This is a genomic window from uncultured Pseudoflavonifractor sp. (assembly GCF_944387275.1).
Classification (GTDB): domain Bacteria; phylum Bacillota; class Clostridia; order Oscillospirales; family Oscillospiraceae; genus Pseudoflavonifractor; species Pseudoflavonifractor intestinihominis.
The window spans coordinates 51642-69976 of sequence record NZ_CALXEG010000005.1; the positions used below are offsets into that span (position 1 = coordinate 51642).

The 18335-nt window shown below is 64.6% G+C and carries 9 protein-coding genes; 5 read left to right on the forward strand and 4 right to left on the reverse strand.

Annotated features, from left to right (window positions below):
* Positions 1–37 precede the first annotated feature (37 nt).
* From Q0K23_RS02510 to Q0K23_RS02530, 5 genes are all read left to right on the forward strand, one after another.
* On the forward strand, positions 38–436 hold the full coding sequence (locus Q0K23_RS02510; protein WP_294517482.1) for a hypothetical protein: 399 nt from the start codon (positions 38–40) through the stop codon (positions 434–436).
* A gap of 69 nt (positions 437–505) precedes the next feature.
* Positions 506–2908 carry a glycoside hydrolase family 2 TIM barrel-domain containing protein gene (locus Q0K23_RS02515; RefSeq protein ID WP_294517484.1) on the forward strand — a complete coding sequence of 801 codons (2403 nt, stop codon included), beginning with the start codon at positions 506–508 and terminating at the stop codon, positions 2906–2908.
* Positions 2905–3582, forward strand: a complete 678-nt coding sequence (locus Q0K23_RS02520; protein ID WP_294517486.1) for a GtrA family protein — start codon at positions 2905–2907, stop codon at positions 3580–3582. Before Q0K23_RS02515 ends, Q0K23_RS02520 begins: the two co-directional genes overlap by 4 nt.
* Positions 3583–3615: 33 nt before the next feature.
* Entirely contained in the window at positions 3616–6003 is a 2388-nt protein-coding gene (gene araA, locus Q0K23_RS02525) for an L-arabinose isomerase (RefSeq protein WP_294517489.1), read from the forward strand.
* A 5-nt stretch (positions 6004–6008) separates the two neighbouring features.
* Positions 6009–6713, forward strand: coding sequence for an L-ribulose-5-phosphate 4-epimerase (locus tag Q0K23_RS02530; RefSeq protein WP_294517491.1), 705 nt, complete (start codon positions 6009–6011; stop codon positions 6711–6713).
* 116 nt (positions 6714–6829) lie between these two features.
* On the opposite strand, the gene Q0K23_RS02535 is transcribed toward Q0K23_RS02530, so the two are convergent.
* The 4 genes from Q0K23_RS02535 to Q0K23_RS02550 all read right to left on the reverse strand — a co-directional run bounded on the left by Q0K23_RS02535 (position 6830) and on the right by Q0K23_RS02550 (position 18314).
* A complete protein-coding gene (locus Q0K23_RS02535) occupies positions 6830–7516 on the reverse strand; it encodes a D-lyxose/D-mannose family sugar isomerase (RefSeq protein WP_294517493.1) in 687 nt (228 codons plus the stop codon).
* A gap of 78 nt (positions 7517–7594) precedes the next feature.
* A complete protein-coding gene (locus Q0K23_RS02540; RefSeq protein ID WP_294517495.1) occupies positions 7595–15499 on the reverse strand; it encodes a sialate O-acetylesterase in 7905 nt (2634 codons plus the stop codon).
* Positions 15496–16158: a hypothetical protein gene (locus Q0K23_RS02545; RefSeq protein ID WP_294517496.1), complete on the reverse strand. Its 663-nt coding sequence runs from the start codon at positions 16156–16158 to the stop codon at positions 15496–15498. The genes Q0K23_RS02540 and Q0K23_RS02545 overlap by 4 nt, the downstream gene beginning before the upstream one ends.
* A 17-nt stretch (positions 16159–16175) precedes the next feature.
* Positions 16176–18314 (reverse strand): hydantoinase/oxoprolinase family protein, encoded by a 2139-nt coding sequence (locus Q0K23_RS02550; RefSeq protein ID WP_294517497.1) that lies wholly within the window; start codon positions 18312–18314, stop codon positions 16176–16178.
* Positions 18315–18335: the final 21 nt, after the last annotated feature.

Consider the following 18335-nt stretch of genomic DNA (forward strand, 5'->3'; position numbering starts at 1 on the left):
CATTCCCTGTCAATCTGTCTGAAATGTGGGGTGCATTATGAAAGAATTCTTCAAAAACAGAACCGCAGGCTCTTTTGTGGGGCTCTTTGCCGCCGTGCTGGCCATTGTCACCGCCTTAGCCCTGCTGATCTACGGCCAGTCCGTCGGTGATTTCCTACCCGCCGCCTTTCTCCTTCTCCTGGCCGGTGCCGTCTGCGCCGGGGCGGCCTGGGCCACCGGTCTTCCCTTCCTGCCCATTGCCCCCGGCGTGTGCTACGTGCTGGCCTTCGGCCTCTACCTGAAGCGGGAACTGATGACCATGTCCAATTATTTCAACCAGATCGCCATCGGCAACTCCGGAAGTTCCTTCCAGATGATTATAACCTTCCTGGGCCTGATGATGGCTGCCGCGGTGCTGGCCACGGTGTCCAGCTGCTTCCGCCAAAAAAAGGCCTAAGCCGTCCCTGTCCGACCCGGCCGGAGCTTCTGCCGGTCGGGTCGGAGTCTCAAATATGGAGGTCTCATTATGTCAACTTTCTCCCTGAATTCCGGCTGGCTGGTGGCCCACCTGGGCGAGGAGGACAAGGCCATTCCCGTCAGCCTCCCCCACGACGCCATGCTCTCCGAGCCCCGCACAGCGGAGTCGGCGGGCGGCACCAACACGGGCTGGTTCCAGGGCCGGGACTACGTCTATGAAAAGGTCTTTGAAGCCCCGGCAGAGTGGGCGGACCGGGACGTATATCTGGAGTTCGAGGGCGTCTACCGCAACGCCGAGGTGTGGCTCAACAGCGAGCAGATCGCCTTCCACGCCTACGGCTACACCGGCTTCTACGTCCCTCTGACCGGCAGGGTACGGCTGGGAGAAGAGAACCTGCTCCGGGTCATTGCCCGCAACGCCGACCAGCCCAACTCCCGCTGGTACTCTGGCGCGGGCATCTACCGCCCGGTATGGCTCCATGTCCTCCCCAAAGCTCACATCGGCCTCGACGGCCTGAAGATCCAGACGCTGGACCATGTCCACCCCACTGTACGGGTGTCCCTGGCCCTGTCCTGCCCCGGCAACGTCCAGGTCGCCATTCTGGACGGGGACCGGGAGCTCTCCCGCACCGAGTGCAGCTGCAATCCCGGCGGCGCGGTGGACATTTCCCTCCCCGGCGCGGAGCTGTGGAGCCCGGACCACCCCAAGTGCTACACCTGCCGGGCAGTCTTCGGCGAGGACGTGCGGGAGGAATCCTTTGGTATCCGCACCGTCGCCTGCGACAGCAGGCAGGGCTTGTGCATCAACGGCGACCGGGTCATCCTCCGGGGCGCCTGCATCCACCACGACAACGGCATTCTGGGGGCAGTCACCCTCCCCGAGGCGGAGGAGCGGAAGGTGCGCCTGCTGAAACAGGCGGGCTATAACGCCATCCGCTGTGCCCACAACCCCTGTTCCAAGGCCCTGCTGGACGCCTGCGACAGACTGGGCATGCTGGTGCTGGACGAGTACGCCGACATGTGGTACATCCACAAGACCCGGTATGACTACGCCTCCCACGTGCCGGACAACTGGAAAAATGACCTGCGGGACCTGGTGGACAAGGACTTCAACCACCCCAGCGTGGTCATGTACTCCATCGGCAACGAGGTGTCCGAAACCGCCCAGAAGCGTGGCATTGAGCTGACCGGGCAGATGACGGAGTACCTCCACCAGCTGGACGACCGCCCTGTGACCTGCGGCATCAACATCTTCTTCAACTTCCTCAGCTCCATGGGCTTGGGCGTGTACAGCGACAAGAAGGCAGAGCAGGAGGCGGCCAAGGCGGAGCGGCGCAAAAGCGCCCCGGCGAAGAAGAAGGCCGTGGGCAGCGAGTTCTTCAACAACCTGGCCGGTCTGCTGGGCGCGGACTTCATGAAATTCGGCGCCACCCTCCACGGCAGCGACGTCAGGACCCGGGACGCCTTTGCCAGGCTGGACGTAGCCGGGTACAACTACGGTGAAAAGCGCTATCTGCGGGACCTGAAGAAGTACCCCCAGCGGGTCATTCTGGGCAGCGAGACCTTCTGCGCCGACGCGGCCCGGTTCTGGGACCTGGCCAAGGAGTACCCGGCCCTCATCGGCGACTTTGTGTGGACGGGCATGGACTATCTGGGCGAGGTGGGCCTGGGGGCCATGGAGTACAAAAGCTACGCCCCTGACTTTGACCACGGCCCCGGCTGGATCGCCGCCGGCGTGGGCGTGCTGGACCTGACCGGCGCACCCACCGGCCAGACCGCCTACACCCAGGTGGCCTTTGAGCTGTCCCCCATCCGCATCGGCGTGGTCCCCGCCGACCACGCCTTCGAGCCCCACTCTCCCTCTGCCTGGCGCATGAGCAACACCCATGAGACCTGGGCCTGGAACGGCTGTGAGGGCAAGGAGACACGGGTGGAGGTCTACGCCCGGGGCGCCAAAGTGGCCCTGATCCTCAACGGCAGGCCCATGGGAGAGAAGCGGCTGGACCGGGACAGCCGGGCGGCCTTCCGGGTGGCCTGGCAGCCGGGGGAGCTGACCGCCGTGGTCTACAGCTCCGACGGTGCCGAGCTAGGCCGCACCAGCCTCTCCAGCGCCGGAGAGGAGACCTGTCTCGCCGTGGAGCCAGAGCAGGCTCAGGTGACAGCCGGAGGGCTATGCTATATCCGCCTGAGATATACGGACGAAAAGGGCAGCCTCAAGCCCCTGGCCCGCGGGGAAATCCATGTGGCGGTGAAGGGCGGCGAGCTGCTGGCCCTGGGCAGCGCCTGCCCCTACAATGAGCGGGGCTACCTGACCGACACCACCGACACCTACTACGGCCAGGCTCTGGCCATTGTCCGTGCGGACGGGACCGGTACCATTACGGTCCGGGCCGACAGCCCCTACGGCAGCGCCCAGGCCAGCGTGCCCTGCCGGGAGGAGGGCGGCAGATGAGCGGCAGCGTAAAAAAGCTGGGCCAGTCCGGCCCCATCCGCACTCTGGTAGACCTGTGGCGGCGCCACCCCAAGATCGCCCAGTTCATCACCTATTTCCTGGTAGGAAACCTGGCCACTCTGGTACAGGTGGTACTCATCCCGGTGCTCCAGCCCGTCTTTGGGGCCACCGGGCTGGTGGACGTGGACCTGCACCTGTTCGGGCCCATCGGCGACCCGGCGGCTGTCACCACCGTGACGGTGGCCGGGGAGACCGTCACCGGCCTCAATCCCTACTACGTATTCAACTTCACCGCCGGACCGGTAAACACCCTGGTGCACACCACCCTCAACGGCATCACCGGCGACTACCTGGCCCACGGCGGTCTGGCCTACTTTCTGGCCACCTTCATCCCCCTGATCCTCTCCCAGGTGGTGAGCTTCTTCATGCAGCGGAAGGTCACCTTCAAGTCCGACGGCAACGTGGCCTGGCAGGCCATATGGTACTTTCTGGCCTTCTGTGTCATCACCGTGGGGGCCAACGCCCTGTACGGCGTATATCAGCCCTGGCTTTACAGCACCATCGGCGAGGGGCCCGGCGGCCTGGTGGCCGCCTTCCTCCAGTGCTGCATCGCCTTCTGGGTGTTCTTCCCCATCATGAAAATCATCTTTCCTGAGAGCAAAACCCAGAGCTGACCCTGCACAGGCCAGCGTAAAGGAGCCATTTTTATGGAACAGGAGACAACGGCCCGGGCCGTCCTCAGCGGCGGCACGGCGCTCGGCATTGAACTGGGTTCCACCCGCATCAAAGCGGTCCTCATCGGGCCCGACCACGCCCCACTGGCCTCCGGCGCATACAGCTGGGAGAGCCGCCTGGAAAACGGGCTGTGGACCTACCATCTGGATGACATGTGGCAGGGTATCCAGGCTGCCTACGCCCAGATGGCCGCCCAGATCAGGGCGCGGTACGGCGTCACCCTGCGCCGTCCGGGCGCTCTGGGTGTGTCCGCCATGATGCACGGATACCTGCCCTTTGACCGGCAGGGCCGCCAACTGACGGCTTTCCGCACCTGGCGCAACACCAAGACCGCCCAGGCGGCGGAGGAGCTGACCGGCTGTCTGGGCTTCAACATCCCCCAGCGGTGGAGCGCCGCCCACCTGTACCAGGCGGTGCTGGACAGCGAGCCCCACGTGGCACATCTGGACTTTCTCACCACCCTGGCCGGCTATGTCCACTGGCAGCTCACCGGGGAGAAGGTGCTGGGGGTGGGAGACGCCTCCGGCATGTTCCCCATCGGTCCGGACATCGTGGACTACGACAAGGACATGCTGGATCGGTTCGACGGCCTGCTCCAGGCCCACGGCCACAGTTTTACACTGCGGCAGGTGCTGCCCAGGGTGCTCCCGGCAGGGACCGCAGCGGGCACTCTGACCGCTGCCGGCGCCCGGCTGCTGGACCCCACCGGCACACTGGAGCCCGGCGTGCCCTGCTGTCCCCCGGAGGGGGACGCGGGCACCGGCATGGCCGCCACCAACAGTGTGGCCCCCAGGACAGGCAATGTGTCCGCTGGCACCTCCCTGTTCGCCATGGTGGTGCTGGAGCGGCCTCTGTCCAGGGTCTACCCGGAGATCGACCTGGTGGCCACCCCGTCGGGGGCCCCGGCGGCCATGGTCCACTGCAATACCTGCACCTCCGACCTGGACGCCTGGGTCCGTCTGCTGGGCGAGACGGCGGCCGCCGCCCTCAGCGCCGCCGGGCGCCTCCCCTGCCCCCTGGTGTACAAGGCCACCGCCAAGACCTGCGGTGAGATCACCGACCTGGTCCGGGAGGCCAACCACGACCCCCGCTGCGCCGGTATCGTGGCCTGGTGCCACACCTTCAGCCCCTCCAAGATGTGGATCAACGGGCTGGTGGACCTGCGCAAGCCCTACTGCCATCTGGCCACCCAGTACAACCGGGACATCCCCAACGAAGAGATCGACATGGACTTCATGAACCTGAACCAGGCCGCCCACGGGGACCGGGAGCACGGCTTTCTGGGCGCCCGGCTCCGTCTGCCCCGGAAGGTCATCGCCGGCTACTGGCGGGACGAGGCCGTCCAGCGCCGCCTGGGAGACTGGATGCGCGCCGCCGTGGGCGTGGCCTTCTCCCGCTCGCTGAAGGTGATGCGCTTCGGCGACAACATGCGGGAGGTGGCCGTCACAGAAGGCGACAAGGTGGAGGCCCAGATCAAGCTGGGCTGGCAGGTGAACACCTGGCCGGTGGGCCGGCTGGTGGAGACCATGGACGCCGTCACCGAGGAACAGATCAATGCCCTGGTGGAGGAGTACCGCAAGAGCTACGACCTGGACCCCGCCGACCTGGAGGTGATCCGCTACCAGGCCCGGGAGGAGCTGGCCATGAAGGCCATGCTGGACGGCGAGGGCTGCAGGGCCTTCTCCAACAACTTCCAGGACCTGTACGGCATGCGCCAGCTGCCCGGCCTGGCCACCCAGCACCTGATGGCCCAGGGCTACGGATACGGCGGCGAGGGAGACTGGAAGGTGGCGGCCATGACCGCCATTCTCAAGGCCATGAGCGAGGGGCAGACCGGCGGCACCGCCTTTATGGAGGACTACACCTATCACCTGGAGCCGGGCAACCAGTACAGTCTGGGCGCCCACATGCTGGAGGTGTGCCCCTCGGTGGCGGCGGCACGGCCCCGCATTGAGGTCCATCCCCTGGGCATCGGCGACCGGGAGCCCCCCGCCCGGCTGGTGTTTGAGGGCCACGCGGGCAAGGCCATTGTGGTCAGTCTGGTGGACATGGGCGGCCGGTTCCGGCTCATCTGCCAGGATATCCACTGCGTCAAGCCCATCTTCCCCATGCCCAACCTGCCGGTGGCCCGGGTGATGTGGCAGCCCCTCCCCGACCTGACCACCGGCGTGGAGTGCTGGATCACCGCAGGCGGCGCCCACCACACCGTCCTCAGCTACGACGTGACCGCCGGGCAGATGAGGGACTGGGCCAGGATGATGGACATCGAGTTCGTCCACATCACCGCAGGCACCACGCCGGAGCGTCTGGAGCACGACCTCTTCCTCTCCGACCTGGCCTGGAAGCTGAGAGGGCGGTGAGCGGCATGCTGGACGAACTGCGGCAGGCCGTATGGGCGGCCAACCTGGAGCTGCCCCGCCGGGGGCTGGTGACCTACACCTGGGGCAACGTGTCCGGCATCGACCGGGACCGGGGTCTGGTGGTCATCAAGCCCTCCGGCGTGGAATACGAATCCCTGACGCCTGAGGACCTGGTGGTGGTGGATCTGGACGGCAACACGGTGGAGGGCAGCCTGAACCCCTCCAGCGACACGGCTACCCATCTGGCGCTCTACAGGGCCTTCCCCCACCTGGGCGGGGTGGTCCACACCCACAGCCCCAACGCCGTGGCCTGGGCCCAGGCAGAGGAGGACATCCCCTGCTACGGCACCACCCACGCCGACTACTTCTACGGTCCCATCCCCTGCGCCCGCCGCCTGACCAGGGCGGAGATCGACGGAGACTACGAGGGCAACACAGGCCGGGTCATTGTGGAGACCTTCCAGAGCCGGAACATAGACCCGGACTACATCCCCGGCGTGATCTGCGCCGGACACGGCCCCTTTGTCTGGGGCCGCAGCCCGGCTCAGGCGGTATACCACAGCGTGGTGCTGGAGGAGGTGGCCCGTATGGCCATTCTCACCCGGCAGGTTTGCCCTGCCGCCCATGCCGCGCCCCAGGCCATGCTGGACAAGCATTTTCTTCGCAAGCACGGACCCAACGCCTATTACGGGCAGAAACAGCACGCGTAAACGCGATCACGGAGCGCCCCGGACGAAAATCGTCCGGGGCGCTCCGTGATTCGTCATGGTCTGTGCCGCTCCGTTCCGGGCCGTCATCCCCGCCCGGCGCGGACAATTACAGCGCTTTACCGCCCCTTTGCCTGGGGGTACTCGTTGCACAGCAGGTAGAGTGGGGTTTCATCCTCCTCGATGGTGGGAAAGCGCCCCTGCTTCTCATAGAACCGGTTGTCCACATTGTCGTCATTGGTCATGGACACCTCGCCGATGAGCACCGGGCCGTGGCCCTTCTCCGCCCAGAAGGCGTGGTACTGCCTCTGGGGCAGGGTGATGCTCATGCCGGGCGTCAGGCGGAGCACAGTGGCGGCGGGAACCGTCTTCTCCACGCCGTCCAGGTGGACGGTCACCGGCGTATCCGCCAGTTCCTCATCCTCCGTGGCGTTCCACACCTGGACCATCAGGTTGCCGCCGCCCCGGTTGATGATGTCCTCCATCTTGCTCCAGTGGAAGTGGTTAGGGGAGAGCTGATCCTCTTGAGAGATAAGCAGCTTCTCCGCGTAGGGCTTTTTGTACTTGCTGTTGTGCAGGTTTCCGTTGCGGATGGTGAAGAGGGCCAGTCCGATCTCGCGGAATCTCCCGTGGCCATAGTCGGTGATGTCCCAGCCCAGCATATTGTCCCGGATCTCGTCGCACTCATGCCCGGCCCGCGCCCAGTCCTCCGGGCTCCAATAGGCCCAGGGCGGCAGCCGGAAATTCATTTCTTTGCAAAAATCCACCGCATCCCGCAGGATGGCATTGATTTCAGAGCGTTTCATACAGCACGGTCTCCTTTTTGGTATCATGGAGGGCCGGCGGCAGGAGATCGTCCTGCCGCCGGCCCGGGGATCTGAAGCTCAGCCCACCAGGGCCTTGATATAGCGCTGGATGGTAAGGGCGAGCTGGCCGCGGTCTACGGCTCTGCCCGGGTTCTCAGCCGCTCCCACGCCCGTCTCGGCGCACCACAGGAGAGCTGCCTCCCGCTCGGTCAGCGTCCCATCCTCAGGCTCCACGACGCCCAGCGCTCCCGCGTACCGGTAGAGCATGACGGCTGTCTGCTCCCACGTCAGGGCAGCGTCAGGCGCAAACCGTCCGCCGCCCACGCCGTTGGTCACGCCGCTGTCCTGGCACCAGGCCACCGCGTCGGCGTACCACGCCCCGGCCTCCACATCCATGAAGTCCGCGGGCCGGTCCGCCTTCTCCATGCCGTCCAGCCGGTAGAGCACGGTCACCAAGGTGGCGCGGTCCACGGGAAGCTCAGGCGCAAAGGTCTGATCTCCCGTACCGGAGAAGATGCCCTGGGCGGCCATCTGCTCCGCAGCCGCCTTGATCTCGGCGTCTGTAATGTCGGTGAAGGACGCCGCTCTCTGCTCAAAGCGGATGACCGCGGATTCCTCCAGCCAGATGCGGGCCCGTCCATTCTGGATGTATGCGATGGGCAGAACGGTCTCGGTCCCGTCTTCCTCCACGCGGACCGCCACATTGCCGCTGCCGGAGGGGACCTCCACCACAGCGCCGTCCACACCGGCGGGGATGGTGATCCGGCTCTGCGCCTCCCCGGCCTCGGTGACCGTGGTCTGCGCCGTCACGCCGTCGGGCCGGGTCAGCGTCTCGGTGACATCGCCGGTGATCAGGTCTCTCTGCGTGACCAGCTTGCTGCCGTCCGGCAGGGTTTCCACGCTTCCGGAAGCGGTGGGCGGCATGTAATCGGCCGTCTCCTCGCCGGGCGCCTCCTCAGCGGGGGCGGTGGCGTGGACGATATTGGCGTGGAGCCGCTTGCCGCCCTCGTAGAACATGTGCCAGCGGCCCTCGTCGTCCTGAATGAAGCAGGGCGCTCCGGCGCGGCCGTAGTCGGGATAGGCGCTCTCATCGTCCGGGTTGTCGGGGTCGGCAGAGTCCTTGGAGTCGTAGAACACGCCCCACTCGATGCACTCGTTCAGGCTCTCGCCCACCTCAAAGGCGTACATGTTGCCGGAGGAGGCGTGGCAGATGACAAAGTAACGGGTCTCACCGTCCACCTCCCAGGGCATGAACCAGGGACCGGAGAAGTTCCCCTGGTACTCGTCGTTCATGGTGGGGTCCAGCAGCGGTTCCTGAACCACTGTCCAGTCGGTGCCGTTGTCGGAATAGGCCCAGCAGATGTCCCGGTTCTTGTCGCTGAAGCCGCCGGTGGGGCTGATCATCAGCAGCATGATATACTTGTTGCCCAGCTCCGGGATGGTGTGCTCAAACACACGGGCATAGCTGGCCTCGCCGCCGTCGCTGCGGAAATCAGTGGCTCTGAGGCACTCGCCGCCGTACTCCCAGTGGAGCAGGTCATCGGACAGGGCATAGCGGGTGACGGGGTTCTCCCCGTGGAAGTACATGATGTAGCACCCCTGTTCCTCCAGCCACATGACGTAGGGAGAGGACACGTGGGAGACATCGTAGTAGGGATCCCACTGGTTGGACACCACCGGGTTGCCATCGTACTCGATCCAGGGCCCGTCCAGAGAGTTGGATACGGCCACGCAGTTGCCTGCGGGATTGTCATGGGGCGCGTAGAACAGGTAGTAGCGGTAGTCGCCCAGCTCGTTGCTCACGGGGTGGTCCTTGGTGTCCACAATGGTGGGGAAATTGAACTCATTTGTGGGGTTGTAGATATAGTCTTCCAGCTCAATGGTATAGCCCTGGGCGGTGAACTCAGGGAACACCGGGGCGGTGCGGTCGGCCTCCACGTTGTAGACGCCGGAGTACCGGGTCCGTCCGTTGGCCACGGCCTTCACATAGTAGCCGTTGACTGCCAGGCCGCTGGGGATGGTGAGCTGGGCGGAAGCGGTGCCGCCGATGAAGGAGGCCGTGGCCGGAGCCACGCCGTCCACCGCCTGATGGCGCTTGTCCACCAGGGTCAGGGTCACCTGCTCGCCGTCGGCAAAGCCGGTGCCGGTGACGCTCACATCCACCACAGCGCTCTCGGTCTCCTTCTGGCTGGTACCGGAGAGGGTGACCTCTGTCACCCGGGCAGGAGACACGCCGTCGGGCAGCACCTCGCCGGTGCCCAGCCGGACATGCTTCACATCCAGATTGCAGCGGCCGCCGTTGTCAGCGCCCAGGCGGATCAGGTCGCCGCCCTTGTAGGTGGTGAGGGGGACATTTTCAAAGGCCAGCTGGTCGTCCACGAAGAGATCGAACACATACACGCCCGCGTCCAGCCGCACTACAATACTGAAGGTATGCCACACGGTGGTGTCCAGCGCCATGGTGTACTCGCCTGTGCCGTTGGACATGGTGCTGACAAAGCCGTCCTCGCCGTAGCCCAGGAAAATGGAGGCGATCTTGCCGTCGGTGTCGTTGGCGTCCGTGCCCATGCGCACGGCGATCTCATTGGCCTGGTTGTCCACCATGCCGGCTACCCTGGCCTCCACCTGGAGGGTAAAGCCGTCTCTGGGCAGCGCCAGGGTTGCGGGGGAGATCACCCAGTGATAGAGCTTCTCCGTGCCGATGCCGCTCTCGTTGGGCTTGCTGATGTTAATGTACTCGTCCTGTTGCGTGATGCTGCCCGTCTTTGTAGAGGAGCGCCAGCCGTCCGCCGTCCAGTCGGGCGCCATGGCGTGGTCCATCAGATCCCAACCGGCGGCAGGGGCCTGATCGCCTTCCACCAGGACCGGTGTGGTGGTATTCTCCAGGGGGAGCTGAAGGGGGGTGTTGTCCTTGACCACAGTGGCATTGGCCTGGAGATCGCTCACCGTGGAGCTGGTGTCGTACGCATCCACAAAGGGGTTGAGGCCGTAGAGGTAGCGCACCTGGCCGCTGCCGCCCTCGGGGATGGCCTCCGCCAGGGTCAGGCGGATGGTGTCGGCATCCTGCCGCACGGCGGACAGCACCTCCACCTCCTCCGTTCCATTGAGGACGGTAAAGCCGGGGATATTGCCTGTGGCGGGGGTGATGTCACTGCCGCCGCGGTGGGTGATCTTCACGTCGATGACGCTCCGGTCTCCGTCCACATACTCCGCGCCGGAGATGTAGGGCCCGCGGTAGTAGTCGCTCTCGCCGTAGTAGTAGAGGATGCTGTTTGCCACGCGGCGGCCGATCTCGTCCTGGCCGTCCTTCTTGTAGTGGGCGGTGTCCTTGCGGGCAAACTCCATCTCCGTGGCCGCCAGGAAGAAGTTCTCCCCGTCGTCCAGGTCGTGCTGGGCGTTGCGGATAGCGGTATAGGCCGCGTCGTTGGAGATGTTGGGGTTATGGGTGCCGATCTGGCAGAGGAACATGGGGATGGTCTGGTCGCCCAGGTCGTCGCGGAATCTCTGGAGCAGGGTCTTCATGTCCTGCTCGTAGACCTCCTCGGCGATCATCAGACGGCCGTCGGTCTCGCCCTGGTTCCACACCATCAGCTCCACGCCGCCCGCGGCCTTGGCCCGGGTGACTGCCTTTCCGTAAAGGGTGGAGGTGTCGTCCGCGCTGGTGTAGTACATCCAGTAGCGGGTGGCCGCATGGCCCACATTGGGCGCGTGGAGACCGGAGCCCGAGTCGGCCGCAGGGACAAAGCCCACGGGGATACCCAGCGTCTCCACCAGGTAGTTGCCCAGGGCGGGGGTCATGGAACCGCCCGCGCCGTCATAGGGGTCCACCAGGTGGGTCCACTGGCCGGAACGGGTGTAGTTGGCCACCAGGTCGCTGGCCTGGGTGCGCGGGGTCTCAGTGGCCTGGCCCACCATATTGGACTGGCCGATGCACAGGATATTGATGCCCACGCCCCACTTGTGGGTGCCCGCGGCCTCTTCCACCACCGCGCCGCCGGCGTCCAGCGCCCGGACCTCCAGGCGGTACCAGCCGCCCTGGGGTACGGTCATGCTGCCGGACCAGGTCCCGGCGGAGAAGTCGGAGGCCATCTCGGTCCAGTCCACCACAGCGGCGGCGTCCTGGCCGGCGTCATAGTCCATGACCCGGGCCTCCACCTTTGCCGCGCCCTCTGCGGCCACAGTGCCGCTGACGGTGATCACGGCATTCTCATTTTCCACGTCTCTCTGGATCACCTGGTGGTCGCCGAAGTCCTCCATAGTCAGGCCGGCGGAGGGCTGGGGCGCGCCGTCCACAGCCCGGACGATCACATCGTCAAAGCTGGCGGACGTGTTATAGGTGGCAAGGCCGATCCTGCCGGAGGAGTGGGTGCCGTCCACAGCCTCCAGCTCCTTTACGCCGTTGACATACAGCGCGATATTGTCGCCGGAGAAGGTCATCTTCAGCGTATAGGTCTGCCCCAGCTCCATGGTGTATTCCTTCTGGGCCAGGATCACGCTGCCGCCGTCGATGCGCCGGTCGATCATCAGCTTGCCGCCGTTGTAGGCGCCGACATAGCGGTTCTGTGTGCCGTCCGCCCGGCCGCTCACCATGACGGCAATGTTCTTGCTGGTCTCGGTGGGGGTCACCTTGACCTCCAGCTCGTAGTTGCTCCACGCGTCATCCCCGGCAAACGCCATGGCGCCGCCCGCACCGCTCTGCACGTAGGCCCCGTCTGTCACGGTCCAGGTGCCGCTGTCCACCGTCCAGCCGTCGGCGTCGCCGTCATTGAAGTCGTCCTGGAAGAGGATGTCGCTCTCCTCCTCCGCCAGCTTCCGGCAGACAAGTACGGAGGCGTCGTCCTGGTTATTCGCCTTGTTGGAGCGGGCCGTGTAGTAGAGGTACAGGCTGTCTCCCTCCTGCAGGAAGCAGGCGTCGGCAGCTCTGGCCCGGTCCGGCTCACCGTCCACAGAGTTGTAGAAAATCCCCTGCCGGGAGGCGGCGGAGAAGTCGGCGCTCAGCTTGGAGTAGCCGATGTTGCCGTTGGAGTTGTGGTAGACCACATAGGGCTCGCCGTCCTGCACCAGCAGCCGGGGCGAGGCGATGTTCCCCTTGTCGCCGGAGTCGGGGAACTGGAGCACCTTGCCGGAGTCCGTCCAGTTCAGCCCGTCGTCAGACACGGCATAGAAGATCTGCTTTCCGTTGGTGTAGGTCCCGTCCTGGGAGCGGTAGCCGTTTCCGGTGTAGAGCATCACATACTTGTTGCCCTGCCCCTCGATGGTGTACTCGTAGACGCTCTGCTGATAGGCCTGGTTGCCCGCAGGGGCGGAAGCGGCCTCAAAGACGGTCTGAATGTTGGTAAAGTGGACGCCGTCGGCGGATTCCGCCACGCCAATGGCCGTGGAACCCATGCTGTAATACATCAGCATCCGCTGGTTTTCGCTGTCCCACACGGGCCAGGGGGCGTTGACACTGCTCGCCACGCCCAGGGACTGGGCAGTCATCACCGGAGTACCGTTTTCATATACGGTCCAGGGGCCCTCAGGGGCGGGCGCGGTGGCCAGCGCGATGCTTCTGGTCCCGCCGCTCTCATCGTTGTAGCTGAAATAGAGGTAGTAGCTGTCGATGGGGTCCTCCAGAACGCCCTCCGCCTTAAAGATGGCGGGCAGCTCCAGATTGAGGGCGGTCTTGTCGGGGGTCATCTGGTTGGTGACAATGACCTCCTGAGGCAGCTCCTCCTTCTCCTTGACGGTGATCCCGATCTTATCGCTGACCGCCTTGGAGCCGTCCTCTGCGGTCACCTCCACCCAGGCGGTGGCCTCGCCCGCGCTTACGGCAGTGATCACGCCGTCCTCGTAGGTGATGCAGTCCGGATCGGCTCCGCCCACATGATAGGTGCAGGTGAGACCCTCGGTCACCTGGGCGTTGCTCTTATTGAAGACCCGCAGCTCAGGCTCAGCGGCCGTGCCCACGGTGAGGGTTTCGCTGTCCAGCGTCAGGCCTGCCCGGGCCAGCTGGTCTTCCTCACCGGGCCGCACCTCCACCGCGTGGACGATGTTGGTGTTCAGGCGCTTGCCCGCCTCGTAGAACATGTGCCAGCGGCCCTCGTCGTCCTGGATAAAATAGGGCGCGCCCGCCCGGCCGTAGTCGGGGTAGGCGTCGGGGTTGGCGTCGTCCACGTTGCGGACGCCCTGGGAGTTGTAGACCTCCCCCCACTCGATGCACTGGTCCAGGCTCTCCCCCACCTCAAAGGCGTAGATCTCGCCGGAAGAGGCGTGGCAGATGACAAAATACCGCCCGTCCCACTCCATAAACCAGGGGCCGGAGAAGTTGTCCTTGTACTCAGGGCCAAGCTCATCCGGGTTGAGCAGGGGCTCCTGCACCGGAGTCCAGTTGATGCCGTCGCTGGAGTAGGCGTAGTAGATGTTGCGGTGCATGTTGTTGCCGCTGCCGGTGATCATCAGCAGCATGATGTACTTGTTGCCCAGCTCCGGGATGGTGTGCTCAAACACACGGGCATAGCTGGCCTCGCTGAAGCCGCTGCCGGTCTTGGAGAAGTCGTTGGCGTGTACAATTTCTCCCCCGTAGGTCCAGTTGAGCAGATCCGTGGAGGTGGCGTAGCGGGTGGTGGGGTTCTCGCCGTGGAAGTACATCACATAGCACCCCTGCTCCTCGATCCACATGACCTGGGGCGAGGAGACATGGGAGACGCTGTAATAGGGGTCCCACTTGTTGCTCACCACGGGATTGTTCTCGTACTCAATCCAGGGGCCGTCCAGGGAGTTGGACACTGCCACGCAGTTGCCCGCAGGGTTATTGTGGGGCGCATAGAACAGATAGTAGCGGTAGGCATTGTCCCCGAAGCTGTTGCTCACCGGGTGGTCCTTGGTGTCCACAATGGTGGGGAAATTGAACTCCTCGGTGGGGTTGTACAGGTAATCGGTCATCTCAATGGTATAGCCCACCGCCGCGAAGGCGGGAAAGTCGGGGGCAGGCAGGCTAGAGGTCACCTGATATACCTCCGAACGAAGCGTGCTGCCCGCCGCCTCGACCTCCACATAGTAGGTGCCCATGGGGACCGTGCCGGGGATGGTCAGCGTCACTTCCGCCGCGTTGTCCACAACGGCTCCTTCGGCGGGGTCCACGCCCTCCACCGCCCCGCTGTCGATGTCCACCAGCGTTACAGTGACAGGTGTGTCGTTCTCCAGGTTCTCGCCCGCGATGGCCACGGTCACCTGCTGCTCCTGGCCCTCTGTCTGGCTGTATTCCGAGAGCGTGACCGAGGTGAGCCGGGGGTTCTCTGCCGCGGAGCCGTCATAGGGCCCCAGCTGGGCGGACAGGTCGCCGGTACCCGCCCGGACGGACTGCACGTCCATATTGCAGCGCCCCTTGTTGTCCGCGCCCAGCCGGATCAGGTCCGCGCCGGTGAGGCCCCAGTTGGAATCCTGCTCCAGGACCAGCTGGCCGTCTACGTAGACCTTGTAGTGATTGGTGGCGGGGTCGATCACCATGCCGTAGTTGTGCCATTGGGTGGTGTCCACCGGCTCCACCTGGGTGAAGTCGCCCCGGTTGGTAACGCCGCCGTCCTCTGTCCCGTACTTCAGGAAGATGGGGAAATATTTTCCCGTCCCATTCACCCGGACGGAGAACTCGTTGGTCCGGTCGCCCTCCACCGGCCCGGACAGGCGGATGGAGGCCTCAACGGTAAAGACGGTATCCGGCAGGTCAATGCTCTCTTTGTTCACCACCCAGGTGTAGCTGCCGGCATCCGTGTTGCTCTTGTCGTCGCCCTTCAGAATGTTGATATACCCGGCCTCCTGGCTCACGCTGCCGCTGTCGCCTGAGCCCAGGCTGGTCTTGAAGCTGTCCGTATAATACTCTGTGTCCGCATCCAGCAGATCCCAGGGGCTCCCCGCCCCGGACTCATCCTCCGCCGTGGCGTAGGTGGGGATGAAGCTGAGGATCATCGCCAGCGCCAGGAGCAACGAACATGTCCTCTTTTTCATTTAGCGCCTCCTTCTACCGCATAGCGCGCATCTTCTCCCAGCAGCAGCCGCTCCATCCGGCTGCAAAGTTCCTCAAAATCTCCGCGCGCCATTTTTCCTGTGTCGATCAGATAGAGATAGTCGTACAGATTGGGCAGGCAGGGCAGGGACAGCAGCTCCTTGGCAAAGGCATGGGCCGCAATCTCCCCGCACCGGCTGATGTGGGAACGGCGCTTCAGCCCCAGGAGGGAGAAGCTGACGACCCCTTCCAGCTCCTCCACAATGGACTTGTGCTGCTGATACTCCCAGATGTGAAAGAACTCATGGGCCAGGTGGACCTCCGTCGCCTCCTCGCCGGTCAGACGCCGTCCCTCCCAGCCGCTGTGCCGGGCCAGCTCCTCAATGGAGTCGGGGTACAGCTCCACGCTGCACCCCTCCGGACTCATGGTGGCCTGTCCCCGGAGCACAACGCCATACCCCTTCTTCCCTGTCCCGCCCCGGTAGATCCGGATACCGCCGCTCTGGTAGAGACTCCTGATATCCGTCCCGCGGAACTGTGCGGCCGCCGTTCTCCCCGCCTCCAGAGCGCCGTCCACATAGTACCCCATCCGCTCCGGCGGTATCTTCTGAAACAGCAGGTCATTGGAAAGCTCACACATCGCCAGGATCCGATCGTCCATCCGCCCGCCTCCCCGATTCATTTATAGGCCACTGCCAGTATCTCTTCCGAGTCCTCCATCATCTCAGTCTCAACGTCCAGAATGGAGTAGAGCTGTTCCGCTGTCTGCATGCCAGTCAGATCCAGCATTTTTTCCTTATAAAATACGAACACCTTGGGGATGGTGGCATTGGCGTCCGAGTAGGTGGTGTTGTCGTCCAGGAAGTGGTTGAATATCTCCCTCCGTCTCCCCTTGGGAAAGGCCACGTAGGACGCCTGCTCCTTGCGCAGGCGTACCACGCCCTCCCGGTCCACCACAGCCACGCCCCGGCGCTTGAGCTTGATCAGGCCGCCCAGCATTCTCTTGTTCAGCTGGCCCTCAAACAGGTTCCACCGCCCGGTACCGCAGACATACCGGGTCTCCTCCGCCCGGGCCCCCAGGGAATCCGCCGCGATCTTCCCCATCTCCTCCCGGCTCAGCTCCGCCGCCCCCAGGCTCTTCTGCCGCAGCTCCGTGGCGCCGGTGGCGATGGCCCGGAGGATATTCTTCTGGGCGTCGATCTCGATGGACACGTCCACCGTATCCTCCTTGGCGCCGGAACGGACGATTTTTTCGATCACATCGGCCCGGATGCGCTTGATGTCCTCATCGGTGGGGTTGGCGATGGTGCGCTCCAGCTGCTCCCGCACCATAGCCAGGGCCACGCCGATGGTGGAAATGTAGGGCGCGTTCTTGGCCATCTGGCACTTGACCTTCATCTTCTCCGCCAGGGCGTTGACAATGACCGCGCCGCTGCCGCCGCCGCCCACCAGGCTGATAAAGCTGCGGTCCAGGTCATACTCGGCGATCAGGTCCTCCACCACGGCGGACAGCTTCTCCATGGCCAGGTCCATGACCTGCCGGGCCGCCTCCCTGCCCGTGGTGCCCAGATACTGCCCCAGCGCCTCCCAGGCGGGCGCGTTGGACGCATCCACGCCCCGAGCGTAGTCCTGGTCCGGCACGTAGCCCAACAGGTTGGCCGCTCCGGCCAGGGTGAGGGAGTACTCCCTGCCGTCCTGGGCTAGCACGGTGACATACTCGCAGGGGTCGTCGCTGCGGGGGCTGACCAGCTGCACCTTGGCGGAGGTGATGGCGCCGGCGGGCGCAAAGCACTCGTACTCCTTGCCCGCGATGTGGGCGCTTCTGGGGCCCACGTCGGCGATCCTGCCGTCCCGCACCCGGATCATGCTGCCGCCGGCCACGCCCAGCGTGCGCACGTCCAGGCTCTGGAGATAGGTCTTGTGGCCGCCCACCTGGGCATACTTGATCATGACCTTGCCGTTTTTGATGACGCTGATATCCACGCTGGTACCGCCCGCCTCAAAGAAGATGCCGTCGGACACCTTTTCGTACATCAGCGCGCCGGCCACACCGGCCGCCAGGCCGGAGAGCATGGTCAGGATGGGGCGCTTGCGCACCTCGTCGATGCTCATAACGCCGCCGTCGCAGCGCATGATCATCAGGTCCGACTTGATCTTGGTGTCCCGGACCGCCTGCTCGGTCATGTTGGCGGTCTCCATCATCTTGGGGATCAGGCTGGCGTTGACCACGGCGGTGCGGGTACGCATCTTCAGGCCGTAGAGCTGACTGATCTCATGGCCGCCGGTGCAGTAGAGCCCCATCTCCTCCGCAGTCCGGATGACCCGCTGCTCGTTGGCCGGGTCGTCCACACTGAAGGCCTCGCTGGCCACGATCACCTGAGCGCCCTGGTCCTTCAGCGTCTTGATGGCCGCCCGGATGCTCTCGTCGCTCAGCTCCTTGCTGTCCAGAAAGGTGTGGTAGCTTTTCAGGTATTTGTGGGGGGCCAGCTCGATATCCCCCACATTGGTCTCTCCCCGGGCGCCCCTGGCGTCGATGCCGGTGGCCATGCCCACAATACCCACGCTGGCCACGTCGCCCTCCAGCAGGGCGTTGGTGGCCTGGGTGGTGCCGTGGGCAATGAACACCACGTCCTCGGGGGAGATGTGGTTTTCCTCCATCAGCGCGGAGATGATCTTCACCACGCCGTGGGCCACGCCCTCCTTGTGGGTGGTGGGGATCTTCCGCTTTGCGATTACCTCATAGGTATTGGCGTCAATGACGACGGCATCGGTGAAGGTGCCGCCCACATCAATGCCAATCCGTACTTTCTTACTCATTGCTTACCTCCAAATTTCGCG